Source organism: Pseudonocardia sp. Ae150A_Ps1 (assembly GCF_001932315.1).
Classification (GTDB): Bacteria; Actinomycetota; Actinomycetes; order Mycobacteriales; family Pseudonocardiaceae; genus Pseudonocardia.
Genome location: NZ_MCIJ01000001.1, coordinates 4448281 through 4469761 on the forward strand (window position 1 = coordinate 4448281; position 21481 = coordinate 4469761).

Sequence of the window (21481 nt, forward strand, 5' to 3'; positions counted from 1 at the left end):
GAACGACTACCTGACCGTGCAGCTGCCCAACAACGAGGTCGTGCTCGTGCGGCAGCGGGACGGGCAGGTCCGGGCGTTCGGTGAACACCTGCCGTCACCGTGGCGCCCGGCTCGTGAACGAGGACTCGGGCAACCGGCGCTTCTTCTCCTGCCGCTACCACGGCTGGTCCTACGGCGGCGACGGCAGCCTGCGCGCCATCGCGGACGGGTCGACCTTCGGCGAGATGGACACGACCTGCCTGGGGCTCAAGGAGGTCCCGGCCGAGGAGCGGCACGGCTTCGTCTGGGCGGTGGACTCCGCCGCCCCCGGCCGGAAGATCGACGTCGGCGAGTGGCTCGGCCCGGACCTCGACGCCTCGCTGGGCGCGATGGAGATGGACCGCTACCACTGCCACCGGGCCGGCGACTTCGATCTGGAGATCAACTGGAAGGTCCTGATGGACGCCTTCCTCGACGGGTACCACATCGCGTACGCCCACACCGGGACCGTCGCGCCGTACTTCCACAACAACGCCCAGACCTGGCAGCCGATGGGCCGCCACGGACGGATGGTCTCCGCACGCAGGAGCATCGACACGATCCGCGGCGAGGACCCGGCGACCGTGGACGTGAACCGGCACCTCACCGTCGCGCACTTCCTCATGCCCAACATGAGCGTGCTGCGCCAGCCGGACCACCTCGAGGTGCTCAACTTCGTACCCGCGCCGCAGACGGCCGTCGGTACCCGGATGCAGATGCGGATCCTGACCCGCGAGCCCGCCACCACCGACGAGCTGACGGCGCGGTGGGAGAAGAACTGGACCATCCTCCAGGCGGTCCTGCAGGACGAGAACATCGTGGTCAACGAGGGGCTGCAGAAGGCCGTCTCGAACACCGACATCGGGCCGCTCTTCTTCGGCCGCAACGAGATCGCCAACCAGCACTTCCACCGCTGGATGGCCGCCGCACTCGCCGACCCCCGGCACTGGGGCTGATCATGGGGTACTCGTTCCACGAGCACCGGATCCCCGGGGGGATCGGGGCCGACGACGGCTTCTGGGAGTCCCTGGAGGACGGCGAGTTCCGGCTGCCGCGCTGCGCCGGCTGCGCGGCCTGGACCTGGCCCGCGCACCACCGGTGCGCGGCCTGCGGGGGCTGGGAACAGCGCTGGGAGCCGACGGCGATGGAGGGCCGGATCTTCTCGTGGACCCGGGTCCACGCCGGGGTCGGCCGGACCCGGGAGGTCCCCTACGTCGTGGTGGTGGCCGAGCTGCCCGCCGCGGCGGGCGCCCGGGTCCTCGGGAGGCTGGCCGGACCGGACACGGCCGTCGCGATCGGAGCGCCGGTGACCGGGCACATCGACCCGCCGTCGGCGCGGACGCGGGGCTACGCCGCGCTCCGCTGGAGCCTGTCGTGCTGAGGGGGACCACGGCGGTCGTCGGGCTCGGCGACACGCCGTTCCACAAGCGTGGGACCAGTGGCGAGCCCGCACTCAAGCTGGCGCTGCGGGCGATCGTGGCCGCCGCCGAGGACGCGGGGATCGACCCGGCGGACATCGACGGGTTCGTCTCCTACGGTGCGGAACGCGCGGAGGGCCAGCGGATGATGGCCGCACTGGGTACCAGGGAGCTGCGCTTCGGTGCGCTGGCCTGGACACACGGCGGCGGGATCCCGGGTGCACTCGGGCTGGCCGCGACGGCGATCGTCACCGGCCAGGCCGAGATCGTCGCCGTCTACCGGGCGATGTCGGAGTTCCGGGGCAGCCGGGGCAACGTCGACGTCGGACAGGGGGACACCCCGGCCCAGCAGCTGGTCAACGGCATCGAGGTGCCGGCACAGATGTGCGCGCTGCGCACCATGCGGCTCATCGAGGCCGAGGGCGTTCCCGCGCGGACCCTGCGGGACATGGCGTTGGTATCCTACCACCACGCCCGGAACAACCCGCGGGCCGTGGGCCGCAGCGGGCTGGACGCCGCGACCTACGACGCCTCGCGGTGGATCTCCGAGCCCTACCGGCTCTACGACTGCTCGCGGGAGAACGACGCCGGCTCCGCCGTGATCCTCGTGTCCGCCGAGCGGGCGAAGGACCTCCGGCCGACGCCCGCCTACCTGCTCGGTGCCCCGATGGGCGCGGCGGGGAGCTGGGGGATGCGGGAGGAGTCCGGGGATCCGTACTGGTCGGCGGGCTTCCAGGGCGTGGCGGACCGGCTCTGGCGCGAGACGGGCTACGGACCGGGGGACGTCGACGTCGCCCAGATCTACGAGAACATGACGGGGATGGGCGTGTCCGCCCTGATCGAGCACGGCTTCTGCACGCTCGAGGGGGCGGGGGAGTTCGTCACCGTCGACAACCTCGTCGCCCCGACCGGAACGCTGCCGGTCAACACCTCCGGCGGCAATCTCGCCGAGGGCTTCGTACACGGCATGAGCCTGGTCGGCGAGGCGGTGCGCCAGATCCGCGGCACCTCGTGCAACCAGGTGCCGGACGCGACCCTGTCACTGATGACGGGCGGCCCCGGGGACCCCGTCGTCTCCACCGCTCTGCTCGCCGGATCGGCGGCCCTCTGATGCGCCGCGTGGTGACGAGCGAGGGTGCCGACGGCCGCTCGTTCGTGCTCTCCGACGGCGAGGCGGCGACCGCCGAGGTCGGCATGATGGATCTCGACCTGTTGTGGCGCAACGACACCGCGCCGGCACTACCCGCGGACACCGAGGTCCCGGCCGAGGTGTCCTTCCCGCCGCCGGGCGGCGTCTGGGTGATCACCTGGACCATCCCGGCGGGCACCACCGGGGAGGACCCGGAGGAGATCGTGGCGAGCACCGGGGAGCGTCCCGGCTTCCACTCGACGGAGTCCGTCGACGTGAACGTGGTGCTCGCCGGCGAGGTCGTGCTGGAGCTCGACGAGGGCGAGGTCACCCTGCGCACCGGGGACCTCGTCGTCGTCAACGGCAGCAGGCATGCCTGGCAGAACAGGTCGTCGGAGCCCGTGCGGGTGCTCTCGACGATCGTCGGGGGCACCCGCACCCTCCGCTCTCTCCCTCACTGACGAGTCCTGAGAGGACCCACCATGTCCGCTGTACGCACCGCGGGATCCCGGGCGGTCGTGCTGACCTGCCTCGCGGTCACCATCATCGACGGCATCGACCTGCTGATGTTCGGCGCCGTGCTGCCGACACTGCTCGAGCGGGGTGAGTGGGGCATCACCGCCGTCTCGGCCGGTCTCGTCGGCAGCCTGTCGCTGTTCGGCATGATGATCGGCGCCACGGTCGCGGGCTACCTGACCGACATCGTCGGCAGGCGACCGATCGTGCTGGGCTGCGTCGCGCTGTTCTCGGTGTTCACCGGGGTCTGCGCGATCGCGCAGAGCCTGGAGATGTTCGCGATCTTCCGTTTCCTGGCCGGTCTCGGCTTCGGCGGCGCGTTGCCCACGGTCATCGCGCTGACCATGGAGTACGTCCGGATCGAGCGGCGGCAGTTCGCCAACGGGCTGATCCAGACGGGCTTCCCCGTCGGCGGCGCGATCATCTCCGTCGTCGCGATCTTCGCCATCCCCGCCTTCGGCTGGCACGCGCTGTTCGCCGCCGCCGCGGTGATCGGGCTCGTCCTGTTCGTCGTCGCCTACCGCAACCTGCCGGAGTCCATGGCGTTCCTCGTGGCCCGCGGCCGTGTGGACGAGGCCCGCGCGCTCGCCGAGCGCTACGACGTCGGCGACGGTGCGGAGTCCTCGATCGCGCTCGCGCAGGCCGACGCGGGGGCGGTCGAGCGGCGCTCGGCCCTCCGCTCGATGTTCGTGCCCGGCCTGCGGGTCGCGGTGGTCCTCTTCCCCGTGATCAGCTTCTTCGGTCTGCTCGTGTCCTACGGGATGAACACCTGGATCCCGCAGATCCTGCGCTCCACCGGCTACGACCTCGGCTCGGCGCTCTCCTTCCTGCTGGCGTTCAACATCGGCAGCGCCATCGGCATGGTCGTGCTCACCGGCCTCGCGGACCGCATCGGCTCGCGGCGCGTCATCTCGTCCGGGTTCGTCCTGGGCGCGCTCGCGGTGGCGGTCCTGATCCTGGGCCCGGCACAGGCCGTCGTGTTCACGCTGGTGCTGGTCATCGGCTTCTGCGCGTCGTCGCAGACCGCGGTCTAGGGGTTCGCCGGGGTGTACTTCCCGGCGTCCGCACGCGGCACCGTGCTCGGCCTCTGCACCGGCCTGGGCCGCCTCGGCGGCGTCGTCGGGCCGATCATGGTCGGTCTGATCATGTCGACGTCCGCGGGCGCGACCGGCGTGTTCTGGGCGTTCTGCGCGGTGGGCGTCGTGGCCGCCGTGCTCGTGTCCCTCGTGCCGCGGACCGGGTTGTCGGACAGGCGGACCGCGGTGGCGGGGACCGAGGTGGCCACCGCGTGACGCCCGGGGACCTCCACGACGACCTGACCCGGCGCCGCCGGCGGAGCTGACACCCGTCGTCCCGCTCGACACCCTCGTCCCACCCGGGGAGCCACCACCATGCCCACGCAGACCGCCGATGTCCCGCCCGAGCTCGTCGTCGACTTCGACATCACCGATCCCGCGCTCGCCGTGCCGCACGAGGCACTGGCCGAGCTGCAGGAGAGGACACCCGTCGCCTGGTCGCCGCGCCACGGCGGGCACTGGATCCTGACCCGCTACTCCGACTGCTACGACGCCTGCCGGGACTGGGAGACCTTCTCGGTCGCGAACGCCCAGGTGCCGCGGATCACGACCGAGCCGTCGATCCCGAACGAGATCGACCCGCCTGCCCACAGGGCCTACCGGGAGATCCTCAACCCGCTGTTCAGTCCACGTCGGATGGCGGCACTCGAGGACCGGATCAGGGCGACGGCGGTCGAGTTGATCACGGCCTTCGCCGCCCGCGGCACGTGCGACTTCGTGACCGAGTTCGCGCAGCCGATGACAGCGGGCACCTTCGTGGCGCTGATGGGGTGGCCCGCCGAGCACGCCGCGATGTTCGACCGCTGGACCACCGACCTGCTCGTCGGGAAGCCGGGCGGGACCCCGGAGGAGGACGCTGCGGTGCGCGGCGCAGCCGACGACGCCGTCCGCGGGTACTTCGGGGACATGATCGCCCGCCGGGACGACTCCCGCGCGGACGTGATGGCGCTGCTCTTCGCGGCCCGCTACCAGGGTGAGCGTCCGCTCACCGACGACGAGCTGCGCAAGATCCTCTGGCTCCTGATGGTCGGAGGACTGCACACCGTCCGCGGCGTGCTCTCCTGCGGCATCCTTCACTTGATCGGGGATCCGGCACAGCGCGCGGCGCTGATCGCCGACCCCGGCCTCTCGGCCACGGCGGCCGAGGAGCTGTTGCGGATCGACTCCCCCGTCGCGCTGGGCCGGCTCGTGGTGCGACGCACCGAGCTGCGCGGGGTGACCCTCGAACCGGGCGACCGGGTGCTGCTGATGTCGTCGGCCGCGGGCCGGGACGGGGAGGTCGTCGAGAACCCGCATGCGCTGGTGCTGGACCGGCCCGTGAACCGGCACCTGGCCTTCGGCGCGGGAGTGCACCGCTGCGTCGGGTCGCACCTGGCCCGCATCGAGATCCGGGTGGCGCTGGAGGAGATCCACCGCCTCGTGCCCGACTACGCACCGGACGGCGATCCGGTCTTTCACCACAGCCAGGTCCGGGGCCTCGAGCGCCTTCCCCTCCGCTTCACCCCGGCGGGATCGTGACCGCCGCCGCGAAGCTCGACCTCGGCGGGCGCCACGCACTCGTCACCGGCGCCGCGTCGGGCATCGGCCGCGCGACGGCGCTCTGGCTGGCCGAGGCGGGCGTCGCCGGTCTGGTGCTGGTCGACACCGACGTCGCCGATCCGGCGCTGTGGGAACGGATCGAGGCAGGGACACCGCGGCTCGACCACGCCGTCCTGAACGCCGGGGTGCCGCCCGCGGGCGTCGCCGTCGCCGACATGTCGGCGCAGCAGTGGCGCCGGGTGCTGGGCACCAACCTGGACAGTGCCTTCCACGGCCTGCGCTGCGCGTTGCGGCTCATGCGGCGCGGGGCCGGCGGCAGCGTGGTGCTGACCTCGTCGGTCGCGGGTGTCCGGCCGATGGAGTCGACGGCGGACTACGGCGCGGCGAAGGCCGGTCTGACGCACCTGGCCCGGGTCGCGGCCCTGGAGAACGCCGCGCACGGGATCCGGGTCAACGTGGTCGTCCCGGGCAGCGTGGACACGGGGATCTGGGACGCACAGGACGGCTTCCGGCGGACCGTCGCCGATCATGACGGTGACCGGGCCGCGGTCGTCGCGCGGATGGGAGCGCTGAACACCCCGCGGGGGCGGTGGGCCCGGCCCGAGGAGATCGCGGACTCCATCGGCTTCCTCCTGTCCGACCTGGCCGCCAACGTGACCGGCACGTCGCTGGTCTCCGACGGTGGTATCTCCCTGGTCAGCGCGCGGAGCCGGGTGTAGCCGGTGACCGGGACCGAATCCGGGGTGGACCCCGACCTGGAACCGTTGCTGGCGCGGATGCCCACCCGTCCGCTCGGCGCCGCGACCCTCGACGCCGACCGGGCGGCGATGCGCGGGGTGTGGGCCACGACGGCGCCCCCGCCCGACGACGGCGTCGTCCGTACCGAGCGGACCGTCCCCGGCCGCGACGTCCCCGTGGTGGTCCTCGCCCCGGCCGACCGCGGGCCGCGGCCCGTGCCGGCGCTGCTGTTCGTCCACGGCGGGGGCTTCGTCGGCGGCACCGCGGACAACGGCGCGCCGTTCCACCGGCGGATCGTCGCCGAGCTGGGCATCGTCGTGGTGTCCGTCGGCTACCGGCTCGCGCCCGAACACCGCTACCCGGCGCAGGTCGAGGACTGCTACGCCGCTCTGCGGTGGCTCCACGACGACGCGGCCGAGCTCGGCCTGGACCCGGCACGGATCGCGGTGGAGGGTGTGAGCGCAGGCGGGGCGCTCGCGGCGTCGCTGGCCCTGCTGGTGCGCGACCGCGGCGAGCTCTCGCTCGCGCTGCAGTCACTCGTCTACCCGATGCTCGACGACCGCCCCGCCGCGACCGAACCGGACGGCGTGACCGGGCGGATCGCCTGGTTCCGGGAGAGCGACAGGTTCGGCTGGACCTCCCTGCTGGGCCCGGACGTGGCCGGTGGACCGGACGTTTCGCCCTACGCCGCCCCGGCGCGCGCCGCCGACCTGACGGGCCTGCCACCCACCTACATCGGCGCCGCCGCCCTCGACCTGCTCGTCCACCAGAACCTCGACTTCGCCCGGCGGCTGATCGCGGCGGGCGTCCCGACACAGCTCGAGGTCTACCCGCGGACCTTCCACGGTTTCGACGTCGGATCCGCGCCGGTGAGCGAGACCTTCAAGCGCAACCGCCTGGCCGTGCTGCGGCGGGGCCTGGGCATCGACGGACAGGAGCACCCATGACCACCTGCGGACCCTCGTCGCCGCCGACGGACTTCGACCTCGCGGCGCTGCGCGCGAAGTACGCGGCGGAGCGGGACCGGCGGCTGCGCGAGGACGGCTCGGCGCAGTACGTCCACACCGGCGCGGGGGAGCGCACCGACTTCTGGGAGGCGGACCCGCACAGCCCCCCCGGTGGACCGTGACGCGATCGCGTCCGACGTGGAGGTGCTCGTGGTCGGCGGCGGCTTCGCCGGTCTGCTGGCGGGGGCGTACCTGACCGAGGCGGGCGTGACCGACGTCCGGATCGTCGACATGGGCGGTGACTTCGGCGGGGTGTGGTACTGGAACCGGTACCCCGGCATCCAGTGCGACAACGAGGCGTACTCCTACATCCCGCTCCTCGAGGAACTCGGCTACATGCCGTCCCAGCGGTTCCCGGACGGCGCCGAGATCTACGAGCACTGCCGCAACATCGGCAAGCATTTCGGGCTCTACGACGGTGCCCTGTTCGGCACGATGATCAGGGCGATCCGCCGCGACGAGGAGACGGGCCGCTGGATCGTGACCACCAACCACGACGACGAGCTGCGCGCCCGCTACGTCGTGCTGGCCACCGGTCCGTGGAGCAAGCCGAAGCTGCCGGGCATCCCCGGTCTCGACGACTTCACCGGCCACACGTTCCACTCGGCACGCTGGGACTACGGCTACACCGGTGGCAGCGTGTCCGACGTCGTCCTGGCCGGGCTCGCCGACAAGCGCGTCGCGGTCATCGGGACGGGGGCCACGGCGATCCAGATCGTGCCCCACCTCGGCCGCCACGCCCAGCACGTGTACGTGTTCCAGCGCACTCCGTCGGCCGTCGACGAGCGTCGCAACCCGCCCACCGACCCGGCGTGGGCCGCCTCGCTGGAACCGGGCTGGCAGAAGCGGCGCCAGGCCGCCTTCCACGCGTTCACCTCAGAGCCCTTCCCGACCCTGTCGCCGGCCGACGACGTCGCCTGCGACTTCTTCACCGAGGTGGGCCGCAACGTCTCCGCACGGATCGCCGGCCGGTCGCTGACCCCCGACGAGCTCGCCGCGATCCGGGAGGAGGAGGACTACGCGGTCATGGAACGCGTCCGCCGCCGCGTCGACGACATCGTGCAGGACCCCGCGACGGCCGAGTCCCTCAAGCCCTACTACCGCTACCTGTGCAAGCGGCCCTGTTCGAGCAACGAGTACCTGGAGACCTTCAACCGGCCGAACGTGACCCTCGTCGACGTGTCCGGATCCCGCGGGGTGGAGCGCATGACCGCGCGCGGAGTCGTCGCCGGCGGCCGCGAGCACGAGGTCGACTGCGTGATCTTCGCGAGCGGGTTCGAGATCTCCGCCCAGGACCAGCGGCTCGCCTCCGGCATCGACGAGATCGTCGGCCGCGACGGCCTCTCGCTGCACGACCACTGGCGCGACGGCTTCCGGACCCTGCACGGCATGACCAGCCACGGGTTCCCGGGGATGTTCTTCATGGGCAACACCCAGGGCGGGGGGAACGCCAGTGTGACGGCCAACTACGTGCAGCAGGGCGGGCACATCGTCTACATCGTCGCCCAGGCGCACGCCCGCGGCGCGACCACCGTCGAGCCCACCCGGCAGGCACAGGACGACTGGGTCGCACTGATCCGCGCCGTCGCGTCGCCGACGACGTTCCTGGAGCAGTGCACGCCCGGCTACTACAACAACGAGGGCGGTGGGCACGGCGGGATCCGGCCCGCGGTCGGCGACCGCTACGGACGCGGCTTCTACGAGTTCGACCGGCTGCTGCGCGACTGGCGCGACACGGGCGAGCTGCCGGGGATGACCCTGGTCGGCGCGGACGGCGCCGGGGACGACTGACCTTCCGGCGGACCCGCACCCGCACCGGGGCGCCGCCCGCGAGCGACGCACCCGGTGCGCGGTGTCAGCCGACCAGTCCGATGTGGAACACCAGGTCGCTGCGGTCGTGCTCGAAGAGCAGCGGGCGGAGTGCCTCCAGCAGCGGCTCGTCGTCGTGGTCGGCGACGGCCTCGATGTCGCCGGCGCCCTGCTCCCGCAGCCGCGTCACGGCCGCGGTGACCACCGCGCCGAGCGCCGGGCGCAGGGCCTCCGGCGGGGTCCCGGTGGCGACGGTGACCCCGGTGATCTCCGCGGGTCCGCCGTCGGGACCGGGCGCGCGGACCCGGGCCGTGCCCTCGGCGACACCGATCCGGACGACGCCACGGTCGTCGGCGCGATCGGCCCGGTCCCCGGTGTGCGGACCGGTCGGCTCCCCGGCCCGCCCGGGCACGGCACCCTCGGGCGTCGCCTCCCCGGCCGGCAGGACGAGATGGTGCCGGATCGCTGCGGTGGCCACGCCGGACCGGCGCGCCAGCCGTTCGGCCGCCGGATGGCTGCCGTGCGCGACCGCGTGCAGCGTGTGCAGGCCGGTGCCGGCCCACCCACCCCCGCCCACGGCGCGGGTCCCGAGCTCCTCACCGACCGCGGTCGCGACGCCGATCGCCCGCCGGCGCGGGTCGACGACCAGGTCGGCGGCCCCGGTGCCGTCCCCGAGGTCCCGGATCGTCAGCACCCCGGCGAGCACGTAGGCGTCGTCGTGGTCGACGTCGTGCCGGTGCAGGCAGGTGTCGATCTCGATCACGGTGGTCGCGCCGGACGACCCGCCGCGGTCCGGCCGGGGCGGCCCGAAGCCCATCTCGGCGTCGTACCGGGCGGCCCGGTCGAGCAGGTCCCGGGCCGCGGCGGACGGCGCCGTCGTCCGCCGCAGCCGGACCGGGTCCGCTCCGAGTGCGCTCGTGGTCATCCCGCGTCCGGCTCGGTGCGGACCAGCCGGTCGAGCTCCCGGCGGAACAGGTGGTTCCCCAGCTCGTTGCGGCCCAGCAGCATCGTCCCGGCGTCCTGGCTGCGCATCGCGGCCTGCGATCCCTCCAGGATGGGGAAGTCCTCGTCGTGGATGATCGAGATCATGATCTTCCAGTTCTTCGCCCAGAGGGTGTCCCACTTCTCCTGATCCATCCCGAGCGCCTCGGTGGTGGGAGCCATGATCCGCATCTCCATCACCGAGTTCTCCGGGTCGGCGCCGTAGGGCCGGAACGTCAGCAGCTCGACGTGCGTGGCGTGCTTGAGCAGCATGCTGTTCGGCGCCATGAAGCAGCTCTCGATCGTGTGCCTGCCGATGTCGGCGCCGGCCGGGTCCTCGTCGCCGATGAAGCGGTCGATGCTCTTGCGCGCGGCGAGGAACCAGAAGTGCCTGCCGAAGTCCTCCAGCGCCAGCTTGTTGGTGTGCAGGACCTTCCCGGCGGTGTTCGGGTGGGCGTACTTGACGTGGTAGTTGTCGAGGAAGCCGTCCTGCATGATCTTCCAGTTGGTCGGCCGGTCGAAGGTCTGCGGCGTGACGCTGACCAGGTCCTCGATCGCGTAGCCGGCCAGGATCGCGTCCATCTCGGGCCCGAGCCAGCTCTCGACGTCGATCTCGCGCTTCGCGTTGTCGATCATCCAGAGGAAGCCGTGGCGCTCCTGCACGGGCAGCTCGACCAGGCCGTGCTTCGAGCGGTCGAAGTCGCCGAAGGTGTCGTCGAGGGTCACCGTGCGCAGCTCGCCGCTGGGGTCGTAGGACCAGCGGTGGTACGGGCAGGAGAAGAGCCGGCAGCGGCCGGACTCCTCCTCGACCAGCTGCGCGCCGCGGTGCCGGCAGACGTTGACGAAGGCCTTCACGCCGCCGTCGCGCTGACGGATGACGATCGCGTTGTTGCGCGGCAGCCTGCGGGTGAGGAACTCGTTCGGCTTCGCGATCTCGGAGCCGTGCGCGACGATGAAGGGCACCTCGCCGAACACCCGGTCGCGCTCCAGCGCGGCGAGCTCGGTGTCCCGGTACTCCACCGCCTCGGACGGCGCGATCTCGCCGTACTCGTCGGTCGTCTCCTTCTCGACGTGCCGGAGCATGGTGCGGAACGCGCGGTCCCGGCGGTCGGTGGCACTGGTCTCGTCGACGGTCATGTCGGTCCTCCTCGTCGTCGTCCGGGTCGGTTCAGGCGGGCAGCGGCTTGCGGCCGTGCCGCCGGTGGGTGTCCGGGATGTCGGTGTGCCGGGTGCGGATCGCCGCCTTGTCGATCTTCATGCTCGGGGTCCGCGGCAGCGGGTCGTCGACGAGGACGACGTAGCGGGGCATCTTGTAGGAGGCGAGACGGGCCCGGCAGTGCTCCAGCACCGCCTCCTCGGTGACCGGTCCGGCGGTCCGCAGGAGGAGCGCGGGGGTCTCGCCGAACTCGTCGTCGGCGACGCCGATGACGGCGACCTCGACGACGTCCGGCAGGGTGAGCGCCGCGCGCTCGACCTCGGCCGCGTAGACGTTCATCCCGCCACTGATGATCATGTCCTTCAGCCGGCCGACGATCCGCAGCGCACCGTGGTCGTCGACGACGCCGACGTCACCGGTCCGCAGCCACCCGTCGCCGAACGTCTCGGCGGTGCGCGCCTCGTCGTCCCAGTACCCGGCGGCGACCCCCGGCCCGGAGATCCGGATCTCGCCGGGCTCGCCCGCCGGCAGCGGGGCACCGTGCGGATCGGTGACGGCGACCCGCGTGAGGATGCCGCCCTCGCCGACGGACTCGGGGCTGCGGACCGCCATCTCCACGGTGGGGAAGGTGACGTTCGACAGCGACTCGGTCAGGCCGTAGGCCTGGCGCAGCCCGACGCCCTTGGCCGACCACGCCTCGATCAGCTCGGTGGTGACGGGGTTGCCGCCGGTGAAGGCGACGGTCAGCGACGACAGGTCGGCGTCGGCGAACTCGGGCAGGCGCGCCATCTGCTCGTAGAAGATCGTGGTGGCGGCGAAGGTCGTGATCCGCTCGTCGCGGATCAGCCGCAGCGCGGTGCCGGCGTCCCAGCGGGGGAGCAGCACGACGCTGCCGCCGAGGACCAGCGGGCCCAGGAAGCCGTTGAGCAGGCCCGCCGCGAACGAGAACGCGCTGACGTTGAGGGCCCGCCCGCGGAGCAGCTCCGGTGCCTGCAGGGTCCACTCGAAGAACGCGCCCAGCAGGGACTCGTGGGTGTAGACGACGCCCTTCGGGTGTCCCGTCGAGCCGGAGGTCGGGATGATCGAGACCGGCCGGGACGGGTCGCGGGGCAGGTCCGGGAGCTCGGCAGCCGAGGCGGCCGAGCCGACCGCGCCGCCCGCGCCGACCTCGCCGAGCGTGCGGACCGTGGGCGCGCCCTCGCCGATCCCGTCCAGCACCGGCCGGTGCCCGTCGTCGGCGAGCACCATGACCGGGTCGATCCGCGCGAACACCTCGGAGAGCTCGAACGCCCCGAGCCGCTCGTTGAGCGGGCAGAGCACGGCGCCGGCTCGGAGTACGCCGAGCGCGGCGACGGCCCAGTCCACCGAGAGCGGCCCCAGGACGCCGACCCGGTCACCGGGGCGGACCCCGGCGTCGACCAGGGTGCGGGCGGCCGCGTCCTGTGCCTCGACGAGCGAGCTCCAGGACAGGGCGCGGTCGGGGTCCTGCAGGGCGGGCGCCTCCGGGCGGCGCCTCGACCAGGCGTACAGGGCGTCGAGAACGGTGGTGTTGCGCATCGTCGGGCGTCCTCCGTCGTGGTGGGTGGGGTGGTCGTACGCTCGGCTCAGCGAGCGAGAGGGTGGGGATGGGGCGCAGGCCGCTCATCACGCGGGACGGTGCAGCGCGCGCCGCGCTGGAGATCGTCGACGAGGGCGGGCCGGCGGCGTTGAGCCTGGAGCGGCTCGCCGCGGCCCTGAGCGTCCGCGCGCCCTCGCTCTACAACCACTTCACGGACAAGGCCGAGATCCTCGCCGAGGTCGCGCGGATCATCGTGCTCGACACCCCGCGCGTCCCGGACCCCGAGCCGGGCCGGTGGCAGGAGTGGCTGGTCGAGGAGACGACGCTGTTCCGCCGGTCGCTGCTGCAGCACCCGCGCGCCGTCCAGCTCGTGGTGGAGCACCTCCCGCAGCCGCTGCTCGTACGGCTCTACCAGCAGTACTCGCGCCTGCTCGCGGCTCACGGCGTCCCGGAGCGGATGCATCTCTTCCTCCTCGAGGCGGCACACCGGATGGCGATCGGGTCGGCGATCAGCACGGCGAACGGCCGGGCCGCCCTGCAGAGCCTCGACCCCGGATCCGGGGACGGGCCGCCGGTCGCGCCGGACGAGGAGGACGAGCGACGGTTCGTCGAGATGGTCCGCACCTTCCTGCGCGGGGTCGACCGGGAGATCTGAGGTCTCCCGGCACCACCAGTGGGGCCCTTGTTCGTCCCAAATAAGCTAACAGCTTTAGTAAATGCTGGTCAAGGAGACGTCACGGAGGACTGAATGCGCCGGTCGCCGGCGGCGCGGCCGGTCGGGGAGCGGCGTGCCGGTGGTGCTTCGTTACATATGACGGATAGTGTCCGGTGATCGGCACCACGGCTCGACGCCGCCTACCCGGGCCGTCGGCCGGTCCGGAGTCCAGCATTCGAGGAGACACATGAGCACCACGACCGAGCAGGACCGCACGGCGTCCGGCGACCAGGCCGAGCGCGAGGTGCGCTGTCCGGCGGACGGACGCGTCGTCGGGTCGGTCCCGCGGCACGGGGCGGCCGACGTCGCGGCGGCCGCGCGCGACCTGCGGGCGGCGCAGCCCGCATGGGAGGCGCTCGGGCCGAAGGAGCGCAGCAGGCACCTCCGCCGGTGGCTGGACTGGCTGCTCGACAACGAGCAGCGGGTCATCGGCCTGGTCCAGGCGGAGACCGGCAAGTCGTGGTCGGACTCCGCGGTCGAGATGCAGGTGGCGCTCGACGTCATCAACTACTTCACGGCCAACGCGGAGAAGTTCCTCGCCGACCGCAAGGTCGCGTCGGCGGGCCTGCCCAACAAGGCCCGGAAGCTGCGGGTCCAGGTCCGTCCGTACCAGCTGGTCGGCCTGATCACGCCGTGGAACGGCCCGCTGGCCGGTCCGATGATGGACGTCGTGGGCGCCCTGGTGGCCGGTGCCGCGGTGCTGAGCAAGCCGTCCGAGGTGACCCCGCTGACCTGGGCCGCCGCCGTCGAGGGATGGAACGAGATCGGCGCCCCGCCGGTGCTCGCCTGCCTCACCGGTGACGGCGGGGCGGGCGCCGCGGTCGTCGAGGAGGTGGACATGGTCATGTTCACCGGCTCGGTCCGGACCGGACGGACGATCGCCGCACGCGCCGGCGAGCGGCTCATCCCCTGCAGCCTCGAGCTGGGCGGCAAGGATGCGATGATCGTCCTGGCGGACGCCGACGTCGAGCGGGCCGCGGGCGGCGCCGTCTGGGGCGCGATGATGAACGGCGGCCAGGCCTGCATCTCGGTCGAGCGGGTCTACGTCGAGGCCCCCGTGTACGACGAGTTCGTCGCGAAGGTCGTCGAGAAGATGCGTGCCGTCCGCCAGGGCATGGACGCGCCGGGTGCCTACGCCACCGAGATCGGCTCGATGGTCACCCCCGCCCAGATGGAGATCGTCGAGCGCCACGTCGCCGACGCCGAGGCCAAGGGTGCGCGGATCCTCGTCGGCGGGAAGCGGGGCGCCGCGGGCGACGCCTACTTCGAGCCGACCGTGCTCGTCGACGTCGACCACTCGATGGCCTGCATGCGCGAGGAGACCTTCGGGCCGACCCTGCCGATCATGAAGGTCGCCGACGAGCACGAGGCGCTGCGGCTCGCGAACGACTCCGACTTCGGCCTGTCGTCCAGCCTCTGGACCCGCGACCGGCGCAAGGCCGACCGGCTGTCCCGGCTGATCGAGGCGGGAGCGGTCTCGATCAACAACGCGCTCGTCGCCGTGTTCCAGCTGCCGGTGCCGATGGGCGGCTGGAAGCAGTCGGGGCTCGGGACCCGGTTCGGCGGGGCGAACGGCGTGCTCAAGTACTGCCGCCAGCAGTCGATCGTGTCGGAGCGGATGGCGCTGAAGGCAGAGCCGAACTGGTACCCGATCGTGCCGTCGCGCAGCGAGTTCATGTCGAAGGTCGTGCGGTTCCTCGGCGCCCACGACTGGAAGCGCCGGCTGGGTCGCTGACCGTCCCCGCCGGGCGGTCCTGCGGCCGTCCGGCGGGTCCGGTGCGACGAGATCGGTATGGGCGGGCGACCCGGTCGGCGATACACTGGACACATCATGTCTAGTGTTGAACGGCACCGGATCTGCCCGCTCTGCGAGGCGACCTGCGGCCTGCTGATGGAGTTCGACGGCCGGGTCGCACGGTCGGTCCGCCCGAACCCGGACGACCGGTTCAGCCGCGGGCACGCCTGCGCGAAGGGGCTCGGGCTGGCCGACCTGGACAACGACCCCGACCGGCTCTCGGTCCCGCTCGTCCGGCGCGACGGGGAGCTGCGCGAGGCGACCTGGGCGGAGGCGTTCGCCGAGATCGGGCGCCGGCTGCCGCCGCTGGTGGCCGACGACCCGCAGTCGGTCGCCGTCTACACCGGCAACCCCGCGGCCCACCACCTCGACCACACGCTCTACCTGCCCGCCCTGCTCGGGGCGATCGGCTCCCGCAACCTCTACTCGCCGGCGAGCATGGACACCTGGCCGAAGAACCTGGTGACCGCGCTGCTCTACGGCACCGGGATCGGGATGTCGCTGCCGGACATCGACCGGACGGACTTCCTCCTGCTGCTCGGGAGCAACCCGCTGGTCTCCAACGGCAGCACCGTCTGCGCCCCCGGGTTCGGCGCGCGGCTGGACGCGCTGCGGGACCGGGGCGGCACGCTGGTCGTGGTCGACCCGGCCCGTACCCGGACCGCGGAGGTCGCCGACGAGCACCTCGCCGTCCGTCCCGGGACGGACGCGCACCTGCTCATGGCGATGCTCGCGGTGATCGACGCCGAGGGCCTCGTCGACACCGGGGCGGCCGGCACGCTCGTCGACGGCCTCGGCACCGTGCTCGACGCCGCCCGGCCCTTCACCCCGGAACGCGTGGCGGACGTCTGCGGGGTGGCGGCCGGCACGATCCGCGACGTCGCGATCCGTTTCGCGACCGCCCGCTCCGCCGTCGTCCACTCCCGGATCGGCACCTGCACCCAGGAGTTCGGCACGCTGGCGAACTGGCTGGTCGAGGTGCTGAACATCGCCACCGGCCGGCTCGACGTCCCCGGCGGTGCGATGTTCGCGACGCCGCCCGGCGGGGGACCGACGACCTGGCCCGGCAGCATGAAGCAGCCGCCGTTCGGCCGCTGGCACTCGCGCGTGCGCGGGATGCCGGAGATGCTCGGCGAGCTGTCCGTCGCCTGCCTCGCCGAGGAGATCCTCACCCCCGGCCCTGGGCTGGTGCAGGCGCTGGTCACGATCGCCGGCAACCCGGCGCGGAGCATCCCGGGCAGCGCCACGATGGAACGCGCGCTGCGTGAGGTCGGCTTCCTGCTCTGCCTCGACACCTACCTGAACGAGACGACCCGGCACGCCGACGTCGTGCTCCCCGCCCCCGGTCTGTTCGGGCACGGGCACATCGACCTCACGCTCAACCACTTCCAGATCCGCGACGTGGCCCGCTACAGCCCGCCCGCCGTCACCCCCGCGCCCGGCGCGATGCCGGAGTGGCACCAGGTGCTGCGGATCGCCGCGATCGTCCGTGGCACCCCGGACCTGCCGATCGAGGTGATGGACGACGAGGTCGCCGACCAGTCGGCCCGCCGGGCCGCCCGGCTCTGCGGGACCGGCCAGGACGAGGTGCTCGCGGCCGTCGCCCCGCGGACGGGGCCCGAGCGCCTGGTCGACATGCGGGTGCGCAGCGGGCCGTTCGGCGACCGGTTCGGCGCCGATCCCGGGGGCCTGACGCTGGAGCTGCTCGAGCGGACCCCCGACGGCGTCGACCTCGGCCCGCTGGAGCCGCGGCTGCCCGGGGTGCTGCGCACCCCGGACGGCCGGATCGACGTCGCCCCGGCGCTGCTGACCGCCGACGTCCCACGGCTGCGGTCGAGCATCGGGCACGGGCCCGCCACCGACCTGCGCCTGATCAACCGGCGCCAGCACCGCGGGATGAACTCCTGGCTGCACAACGCGCTGCCCTACCGGGACGACGGCGCGGGCGGCCTGATGATGCACCCCGACGACGCCGGGCGGCTGGACCTGGTGGACGGCGAGCTGGTCCGGATCAGCGCCGGTCCCGGCGACGTCGTCGCCGAGCTGCGGGTGAGCGCCGCGATCCGGCAGGGAGTGGTGAGCCTGCCGCACGGGTGGGGGCACACCGGGTCCGGGCTGCGGATGCACCGGGCCGAGGCGGCGCCGGGGGCCAACGTCAACCGGCTCGTCGACGACCGGGTGCTCGAACCGCTCACCGGGACCCCGATCTTCAACGGCCTGCGCGTCACGGTGACGCCCGCCGACGTCCCGGTGCCGGAGGGGGCCCGATGACGCACGTGATCACCCGGACCTGCTGCAACGACGCGGCGTGCGTCGACGTCTGCCCGGTCGACTGCATCCACCCCCGGCCGGGCGACCCGGGGTTCACGACGGCGGAGAGCCTCTACATCGATCCGGCCGCCTGCATCGACTGCGGGGCCTGCGCGGACGTGTGCCCGGTCGGCGCGATCGTCGGCGACCACGCGCTCGACGTCGAGGGCCGCACGAGCCTGCGCCTCGCCGAGACCTACCTCGAGGCGTTCCCGCCGGCGCCCGACCGCGCCCGGCGCCCGGCCCCGGCGCCGCGGCACACCGCCGGGCCGCTGCGGGTCGCCGTGGTCGGGACCGGCCCGTCCGCCTACTACGCGGCCCAGGAGCTGCTGGAACGGACCGGTGGCGACGTGTCGCTGACGTTGTTCGACCGGCTCCCGGTCCCGGGCGGGCTGGTCCGCTTCGGCGTGGCACCCGACCACGGCGCGACGAAGGGCTTCGGCGACGGGCTGGAGCGGCTGCTGCGCCGCCCGCAGGTCCGGCTGCACCTCGACGTCGAGATCGGCGAGCACCTGACGACCGGCGAGCTGCTCGCCCGGCACCACGCCGTGGTGTACGCGGTCGGTGCCTCCGGCGAGCGCCGGCTCGGCGTACCGGGGGAGGACCTGGCCGGCAGTCTGCCCGCTCGCGACCTCGTCGCCTGGTACAACGGCCATCCCGACCACGCCGGGCGGGACGTCCCGCTGGACACCGGGCGGGCCGTGGTGATCGGCAACGGGAACGTCGCGCTCGACGTCGCCCGGGTCCTGGTCTCCGGCCGGACCGCGCTCGCCGCCACCGACATCGCGCCGCACGCGCTGGACGCGCTGCGGGACAGCGCGATCCGGGAGGTGCACGTGGTGGGCCGCCGCGACGCGTCGCACGGCGCGTTCAGCACCCCGGAGCTGCTCGCACTGGACCGGATCGACGGGGTCCAGGTGCTCGTCGGTGACGGCGAGGCGGTCACCGGCCCGGTGGACGGGTACGCCGCCGGGCTCAAGTCCGAGGCGGTCGCCCGGTACGCGGGGCGCACGCCGGACCCGGACCGGCGGCGGATCGTGCTGCGCTTCGGCCGCACCCCGCGGGAGATCGTTGACGACGGCGCCGGGGCGGTGGCCGGGGTCCGGTTCGGCACCCCCGACGGCGGGACCGAGCTGCTGGACTGCGGGCTGGTGCTCCGGGCGATCGGGTACCGCGGGACGCCGCTGCGCGGCCTGCCGTTCGACGACGACCGCGCGGCCGTCCCGCACGCCGCGGGCCGCGCGCTGCAGGAGCCCGGCGGGGCGCCGCTCACCGGGCACTACGTGACGGGCTGGATCAAGCGCGGCCCGTCCGGCGTCATCGGGACCAACCGCGGGTGCGCGGCCGAGACCGTCGCCGCCCTGCTGGAGGACCACGCGGCCGGCCGGCTCACGGACCCCGGGCCCGGCGCCGAGGCGGACCTCGACCGGCTCCTCGCCGAGCGCAGGCCCGGACGGGTCGGACTGGCCGGCTGGCGGGCGATCGACCGGGCCGAGCGGCTCGGCGGTCGCGCCGCGGGCGCTCCCCGCCGCAAGATCGTCACCCTGGAGGCCCTGCGCACCACCGCCGCACAGACACCCCCCACCCCCTGAACCGCCCACGGCCGGCGCACCCGGGCTCCAGGCCCCGCGGCAGACGCTCATGGAGTGCGGCGGCGCTCGCGCGATCGGGCGAGCGTTCTCCGGTTCGGTGCGCGTCTGCCGGGCGTGGCCGTCAGTAGGCGATGAAGAGGATCTCGTCCCGGGAGTACTCGTGGTCCGGGTGCTTCGCGGCGAGGTGCTCCTGGGTCAGGCGGACGAGGTCGTCCTCGTCCTCGCCGTGGATCCGGGCCCCGCACGGGCAGGTCAGGTTGGTCTTCACGGTCGTCCCTCCGGTCGTCCGGTTCCGGCGGCCGCGCCGACCGCCACGTGCTCCATGAAGTCGAGCAGGCTACCGGTGAAGACGTCGTTGTCGTCCCCGGCGACCATGTGCCCGGTGCCGTCGACCTCGACGTACCAGGCGTCCGGCACCAGCTCGAGCAGCTCGCGCGCACCGGCCGGGCTGACCACGTCGGACCCGGCGCCGCGCACCAGCATGGTCGGCACCGCCAGGTCGCGCGCGGCCGCCCGCGCCCGCCGCTCGTTCGCGGACAGCGTCTCCGGCGCGGTCTGCCGCTCGTCGACCAGCCGCGGGTCCCAGTGCCAGTACCAGCGCCCGGCCCGGCGCCGCAGGTTCTTCAGCAGCCCACGCGGATCGCGGGGCCGCGGACGGTGCGGGTTGTAGGCGGCCACCGCGTCGGCGACGGCCTCCAGCGAGGGGAATCCCTCCTGCCCGGCCCGCATGAAGCGGGTGACCGCCGACGTCCCGGCCCGTTCCGTGGTCGGGGTGACGTCGACGAGGACCAGGCCGCGGGCGAGGCAAGGGTCGGTGCCGGAGGCGAGCAGCGAGGTCATCCCGCCGAGCGACGCCCCGATCAGGACCGGGGGCTTGTCGAGCGTCCCGGTGACCGACCGGAGGTCCGCGACGTGCGCGTCGAGGGTGTAGTCGCCGTCCGGGGACCACTCGCTGTCCCCGTGACCGCGCAGGTCGAGGGCCAGCACCGTCCAGCCCGCCGCGGCGAGGCGCCGCGCGGTGTGCCGCCACGAGTGGCGGGTCTGGCCGCCGCCGTGCAGCAGCACCACGGCGCCGCGGCGGTCCGGACCGGTGGGCTCCCACCGGTCCGCGGCGAGCCGGACGCCGTCGCCGTCGAGGTGGACGGTGCGGCTGCCGGGCTCGTCCCGGACGCCCGCCGTCACCGGTCGCTCCGCACGGTGGTGGCCGGCTCCGGGGCCGCAGGCCAGTCCGGCACCAGGTGGAGCCGGTCGGCGATGCGGTCGCCGAAGGTGGCGGGCCGCTTCTCGAGGAACGCGGAGACACCCTCGGCCACGTCGCCACCCCGCCCGAGCTCGTCGATCGCGAGCGTCTCGATCCGGTGCGCCTCCCACGGGTCCGCGGCGCCGAGCATGCCCCACAGCAGCTTCCGGGACAGCGCGACCGAGGCCGGCGAGGTGTTCCCGGCGATCTCGGCGGCGAGCGACAGCGCGGTGTCCAGCAGCTCGCCGGTGGGCACGACCCGCGAGACCAGTCCGCCCGCCAGGGCCTCCCCGGCGTCGAACACGCGACCGGTGCTGACCCACTCCATCGCGCGCGAGATGCCGACGATCCGGGGGAGGAACCAGGTCGACGCGGCCTCGGGCACGAGCCCGCGCCGCGCGAACACGAAGCCGAACCGGGCCGTGTCGCCGGCGATGCGGACGTCGGAGGGCAGCGTCATCGTCGCGCCGACCCCCACCGCGGCCCCGTTGACGGCGGTGATCACCGGCTTGCGGGAGGCGGCGATCCGCAGGGCGACGACACCCCCGAGGTCACGGGCCACGCCGTCGACGGTGCCGTGGTCGGCCCGCGGCGCACCGGCGGAGTCGCCGGAGAACGTGTCGGTCCCGCGCTCCAGGTCGGCGCCGGCGCAGAAGCCGCGGCCGGCACCGGTCAGGACGACGGCGCGCACCGCGTCGTCGGCGTCGGCGGTGTCGAAGGCGGCGACCAGCTCGGCCGCCATGGTCGCGGTGAAGGCGTTGAGCCGGTCCGGCCGGTCCAGGGTGATCAGTGCGGTCGCGCCGGTGATCTCGTAGCGGATCTGGGTGCGAGGCGGGGTGTCGGTCGCGGTCATGACCTTCCTCCGGCTTCCGGGGCCCCGGTCG

The 21481-nt window shown here is 73.5% G+C and carries 21 protein-coding genes; 15 read left to right on the forward strand and 6 right to left on the reverse strand.

All coding sequences use genetic code 11. The features are described 5' to 3' along the window. The first annotated feature begins 80 nt into the window (after window positions 1-80). From Ae150APs1_RS20930 to Ae150APs1_RS20970, 11 genes are all read left to right on the forward strand, one after another. The gene (locus Ae150APs1_RS20930; protein WP_256385597.1) at window positions 81-974 is read left to right on the forward strand and encodes an SRPBCC family protein; all 894 of its coding nucleotides are present in this window, start codon (window positions 81-83) and stop codon (window positions 972-974) included. A gap of 2 nt (window positions 975-976) precedes the next feature. After that, window positions 977-1399, forward strand: coding sequence for an OB-fold domain-containing protein (locus Ae150APs1_RS20935; protein ID WP_060712975.1), 423 nt, complete (start codon window positions 977-979; stop codon window positions 1397-1399). Then, window positions 1393-2547, forward strand: coding sequence for a transporter (locus tag Ae150APs1_RS20940; RefSeq protein ID WP_075299785.1), 1155 nt, complete (start codon window positions 1393-1395; stop codon window positions 2545-2547). Before Ae150APs1_RS20935 ends, Ae150APs1_RS20940 begins: the two co-directional genes overlap by 7 nt. Before the next feature lie 8 nt (window positions 2548-2555). After that, on the forward strand, window positions 2556-3026 hold the full coding sequence (locus tag Ae150APs1_RS20945) for a cupin domain-containing protein (protein WP_212567239.1): 471 nt from the start codon (window positions 2556-2558) through the stop codon (window positions 3024-3026). Between the two features lie 21 nt (window positions 3027-3047). Beyond that, a complete protein-coding gene (locus Ae150APs1_RS20950) occupies window positions 3048-4115 on the forward strand; it encodes an MFS transporter (protein ID WP_212567240.1) in 1068 nt (355 codons plus the stop codon). A 12-nt stretch (window positions 4116-4127) separates the two neighbouring features. Beyond that, window positions 4128-4373 (forward strand): hypothetical protein, encoded by a 246-nt coding sequence (locus Ae150APs1_RS32930; protein ID WP_212567241.1) that lies wholly within the window; start codon window positions 4128-4130, stop codon window positions 4371-4373. Window positions 4374-4472: 99 nt separating this feature from the next. Beyond that, window positions 4473-5675, forward strand: coding sequence for a cytochrome P450 (locus Ae150APs1_RS20955; protein WP_075299789.1), 1203 nt, complete (start codon window positions 4473-4475; stop codon window positions 5673-5675). Beyond that, a complete protein-coding gene (locus Ae150APs1_RS20960) occupies window positions 5672-6415 on the forward strand; it encodes an SDR family oxidoreductase (RefSeq protein ID WP_075299791.1) in 744 nt (247 codons plus the stop codon). The genes Ae150APs1_RS20955 and Ae150APs1_RS20960 overlap by 4 nt, the downstream gene beginning before the upstream one ends. Before the next feature lie 3 nt (window positions 6416-6418). Then, a complete protein-coding gene (locus tag Ae150APs1_RS20965; RefSeq protein ID WP_212567242.1) occupies window positions 6419-7381 on the forward strand; it encodes an alpha/beta hydrolase in 963 nt (320 codons plus the stop codon). After that, window positions 7378-7563 (forward strand): hypothetical protein, encoded by a 186-nt coding sequence (locus tag Ae150APs1_RS33815; protein WP_249266414.1) that lies wholly within the window; start codon window positions 7378-7380, stop codon window positions 7561-7563. Before Ae150APs1_RS20965 ends, Ae150APs1_RS33815 begins: the two co-directional genes overlap by 4 nt. After that, complete coding sequence (locus tag Ae150APs1_RS20970) at window positions 7553-9232, forward strand: NAD(P)/FAD-dependent oxidoreductase (protein WP_249266415.1); 1680 nt, start codon at window positions 7553-7555, stop codon at window positions 9230-9232. Before Ae150APs1_RS33815 ends, Ae150APs1_RS20970 begins: the two co-directional genes overlap by 11 nt. A gap of 64 nt (window positions 9233-9296) precedes the next feature. Here Ae150APs1_RS20970 and Ae150APs1_RS20975 read toward each other — a convergent pair whose 3' ends face one another. From Ae150APs1_RS20975 to Ae150APs1_RS20985, 3 genes are read right to left on the reverse strand one after another with little or no spacing between them, the layout of a single operon-like run. Beyond that, window positions 9297-10175, reverse strand: a complete 879-nt coding sequence (locus tag Ae150APs1_RS20975; RefSeq protein ID WP_075299793.1) for a hypothetical protein — start codon at window positions 10173-10175, stop codon at window positions 9297-9299. Further along, entirely contained in the window at window positions 10172-11368 is a 1197-nt protein-coding gene (locus Ae150APs1_RS20980; protein ID WP_075299795.1) for an aromatic ring-hydroxylating dioxygenase subunit alpha, read from the reverse strand. The genes Ae150APs1_RS20975 and Ae150APs1_RS20980 overlap by 4 nt, the downstream gene beginning before the upstream one ends. Window positions 11369-11399: 31 nt before the next feature. Beyond that, complete coding sequence (locus Ae150APs1_RS20985; protein WP_075299797.1) at window positions 11400-12944, reverse strand: AMP-binding protein; 1545 nt, start codon at window positions 12942-12944, stop codon at window positions 11400-11402. A 68-nt stretch (window positions 12945-13012) separates the two neighbouring features. Between Ae150APs1_RS20985 and Ae150APs1_RS20990 the strand changes: the two genes are divergently transcribed. From Ae150APs1_RS20990 to Ae150APs1_RS21005, 4 genes are all read left to right on the forward strand, one after another. Beyond that, complete coding sequence (locus Ae150APs1_RS20990) at window positions 13013-13600, forward strand: TetR family transcriptional regulator (RefSeq protein WP_075299799.1); 588 nt, start codon at window positions 13013-13015, stop codon at window positions 13598-13600. 247 nt (window positions 13601-13847) lie between these two features. Continuing rightward, window positions 13848-15395, forward strand: coding sequence for an aldehyde dehydrogenase family protein (locus tag Ae150APs1_RS20995; RefSeq protein ID WP_075299801.1), 1548 nt, complete (start codon window positions 13848-13850; stop codon window positions 15393-15395). Between the two features lie 96 nt (window positions 15396-15491). Beyond that, window positions 15492-17726, forward strand: a complete 2235-nt coding sequence (locus Ae150APs1_RS21000) for a molybdopterin-dependent oxidoreductase (RefSeq protein WP_075299803.1) — start codon at window positions 15492-15494, stop codon at window positions 17724-17726. Continuing rightward, the gene (locus Ae150APs1_RS21005; RefSeq protein ID WP_075299804.1) at window positions 17723-19357 is read left to right on the forward strand and encodes a 4Fe-4S binding protein; all 1635 of its coding nucleotides are present in this window, start codon (window positions 17723-17725) and stop codon (window positions 19355-19357) included. The genes Ae150APs1_RS21000 and Ae150APs1_RS21005 overlap by 4 nt, the downstream gene beginning before the upstream one ends. Before the next feature lie 121 nt (window positions 19358-19478). Here the strand turns inward: Ae150APs1_RS21005 and Ae150APs1_RS21010 are convergent, their stop codons facing one another. Genes Ae150APs1_RS21010 through Ae150APs1_RS21020 form a run of 3 tightly spaced genes read right to left on the reverse strand, consistent with a single transcriptional unit; the run spans window position 19479 to window position 21450 of the window. Then, window positions 19479-19625 (reverse strand): DUF1059 domain-containing protein, encoded by a 147-nt coding sequence (locus Ae150APs1_RS21010; protein WP_064485457.1) that lies wholly within the window; start codon window positions 19623-19625, stop codon window positions 19479-19481. Then, window positions 19622-20539, reverse strand: a complete 918-nt coding sequence (locus Ae150APs1_RS21015) for an alpha/beta hydrolase (RefSeq protein WP_075299805.1) — start codon at window positions 20537-20539, stop codon at window positions 19622-19624. The genes Ae150APs1_RS21010 and Ae150APs1_RS21015 overlap by 4 nt, the downstream gene beginning before the upstream one ends. Continuing rightward, window positions 20536-21450: an enoyl-CoA hydratase-related protein gene (locus Ae150APs1_RS21020; protein ID WP_075299806.1), complete on the reverse strand. Its 915-nt coding sequence runs from the start codon at window positions 21448-21450 to the stop codon at window positions 20536-20538. The genes Ae150APs1_RS21015 and Ae150APs1_RS21020 overlap by 4 nt, the downstream gene beginning before the upstream one ends. Window positions 21451-21481: the final 31 nt, after the last annotated feature.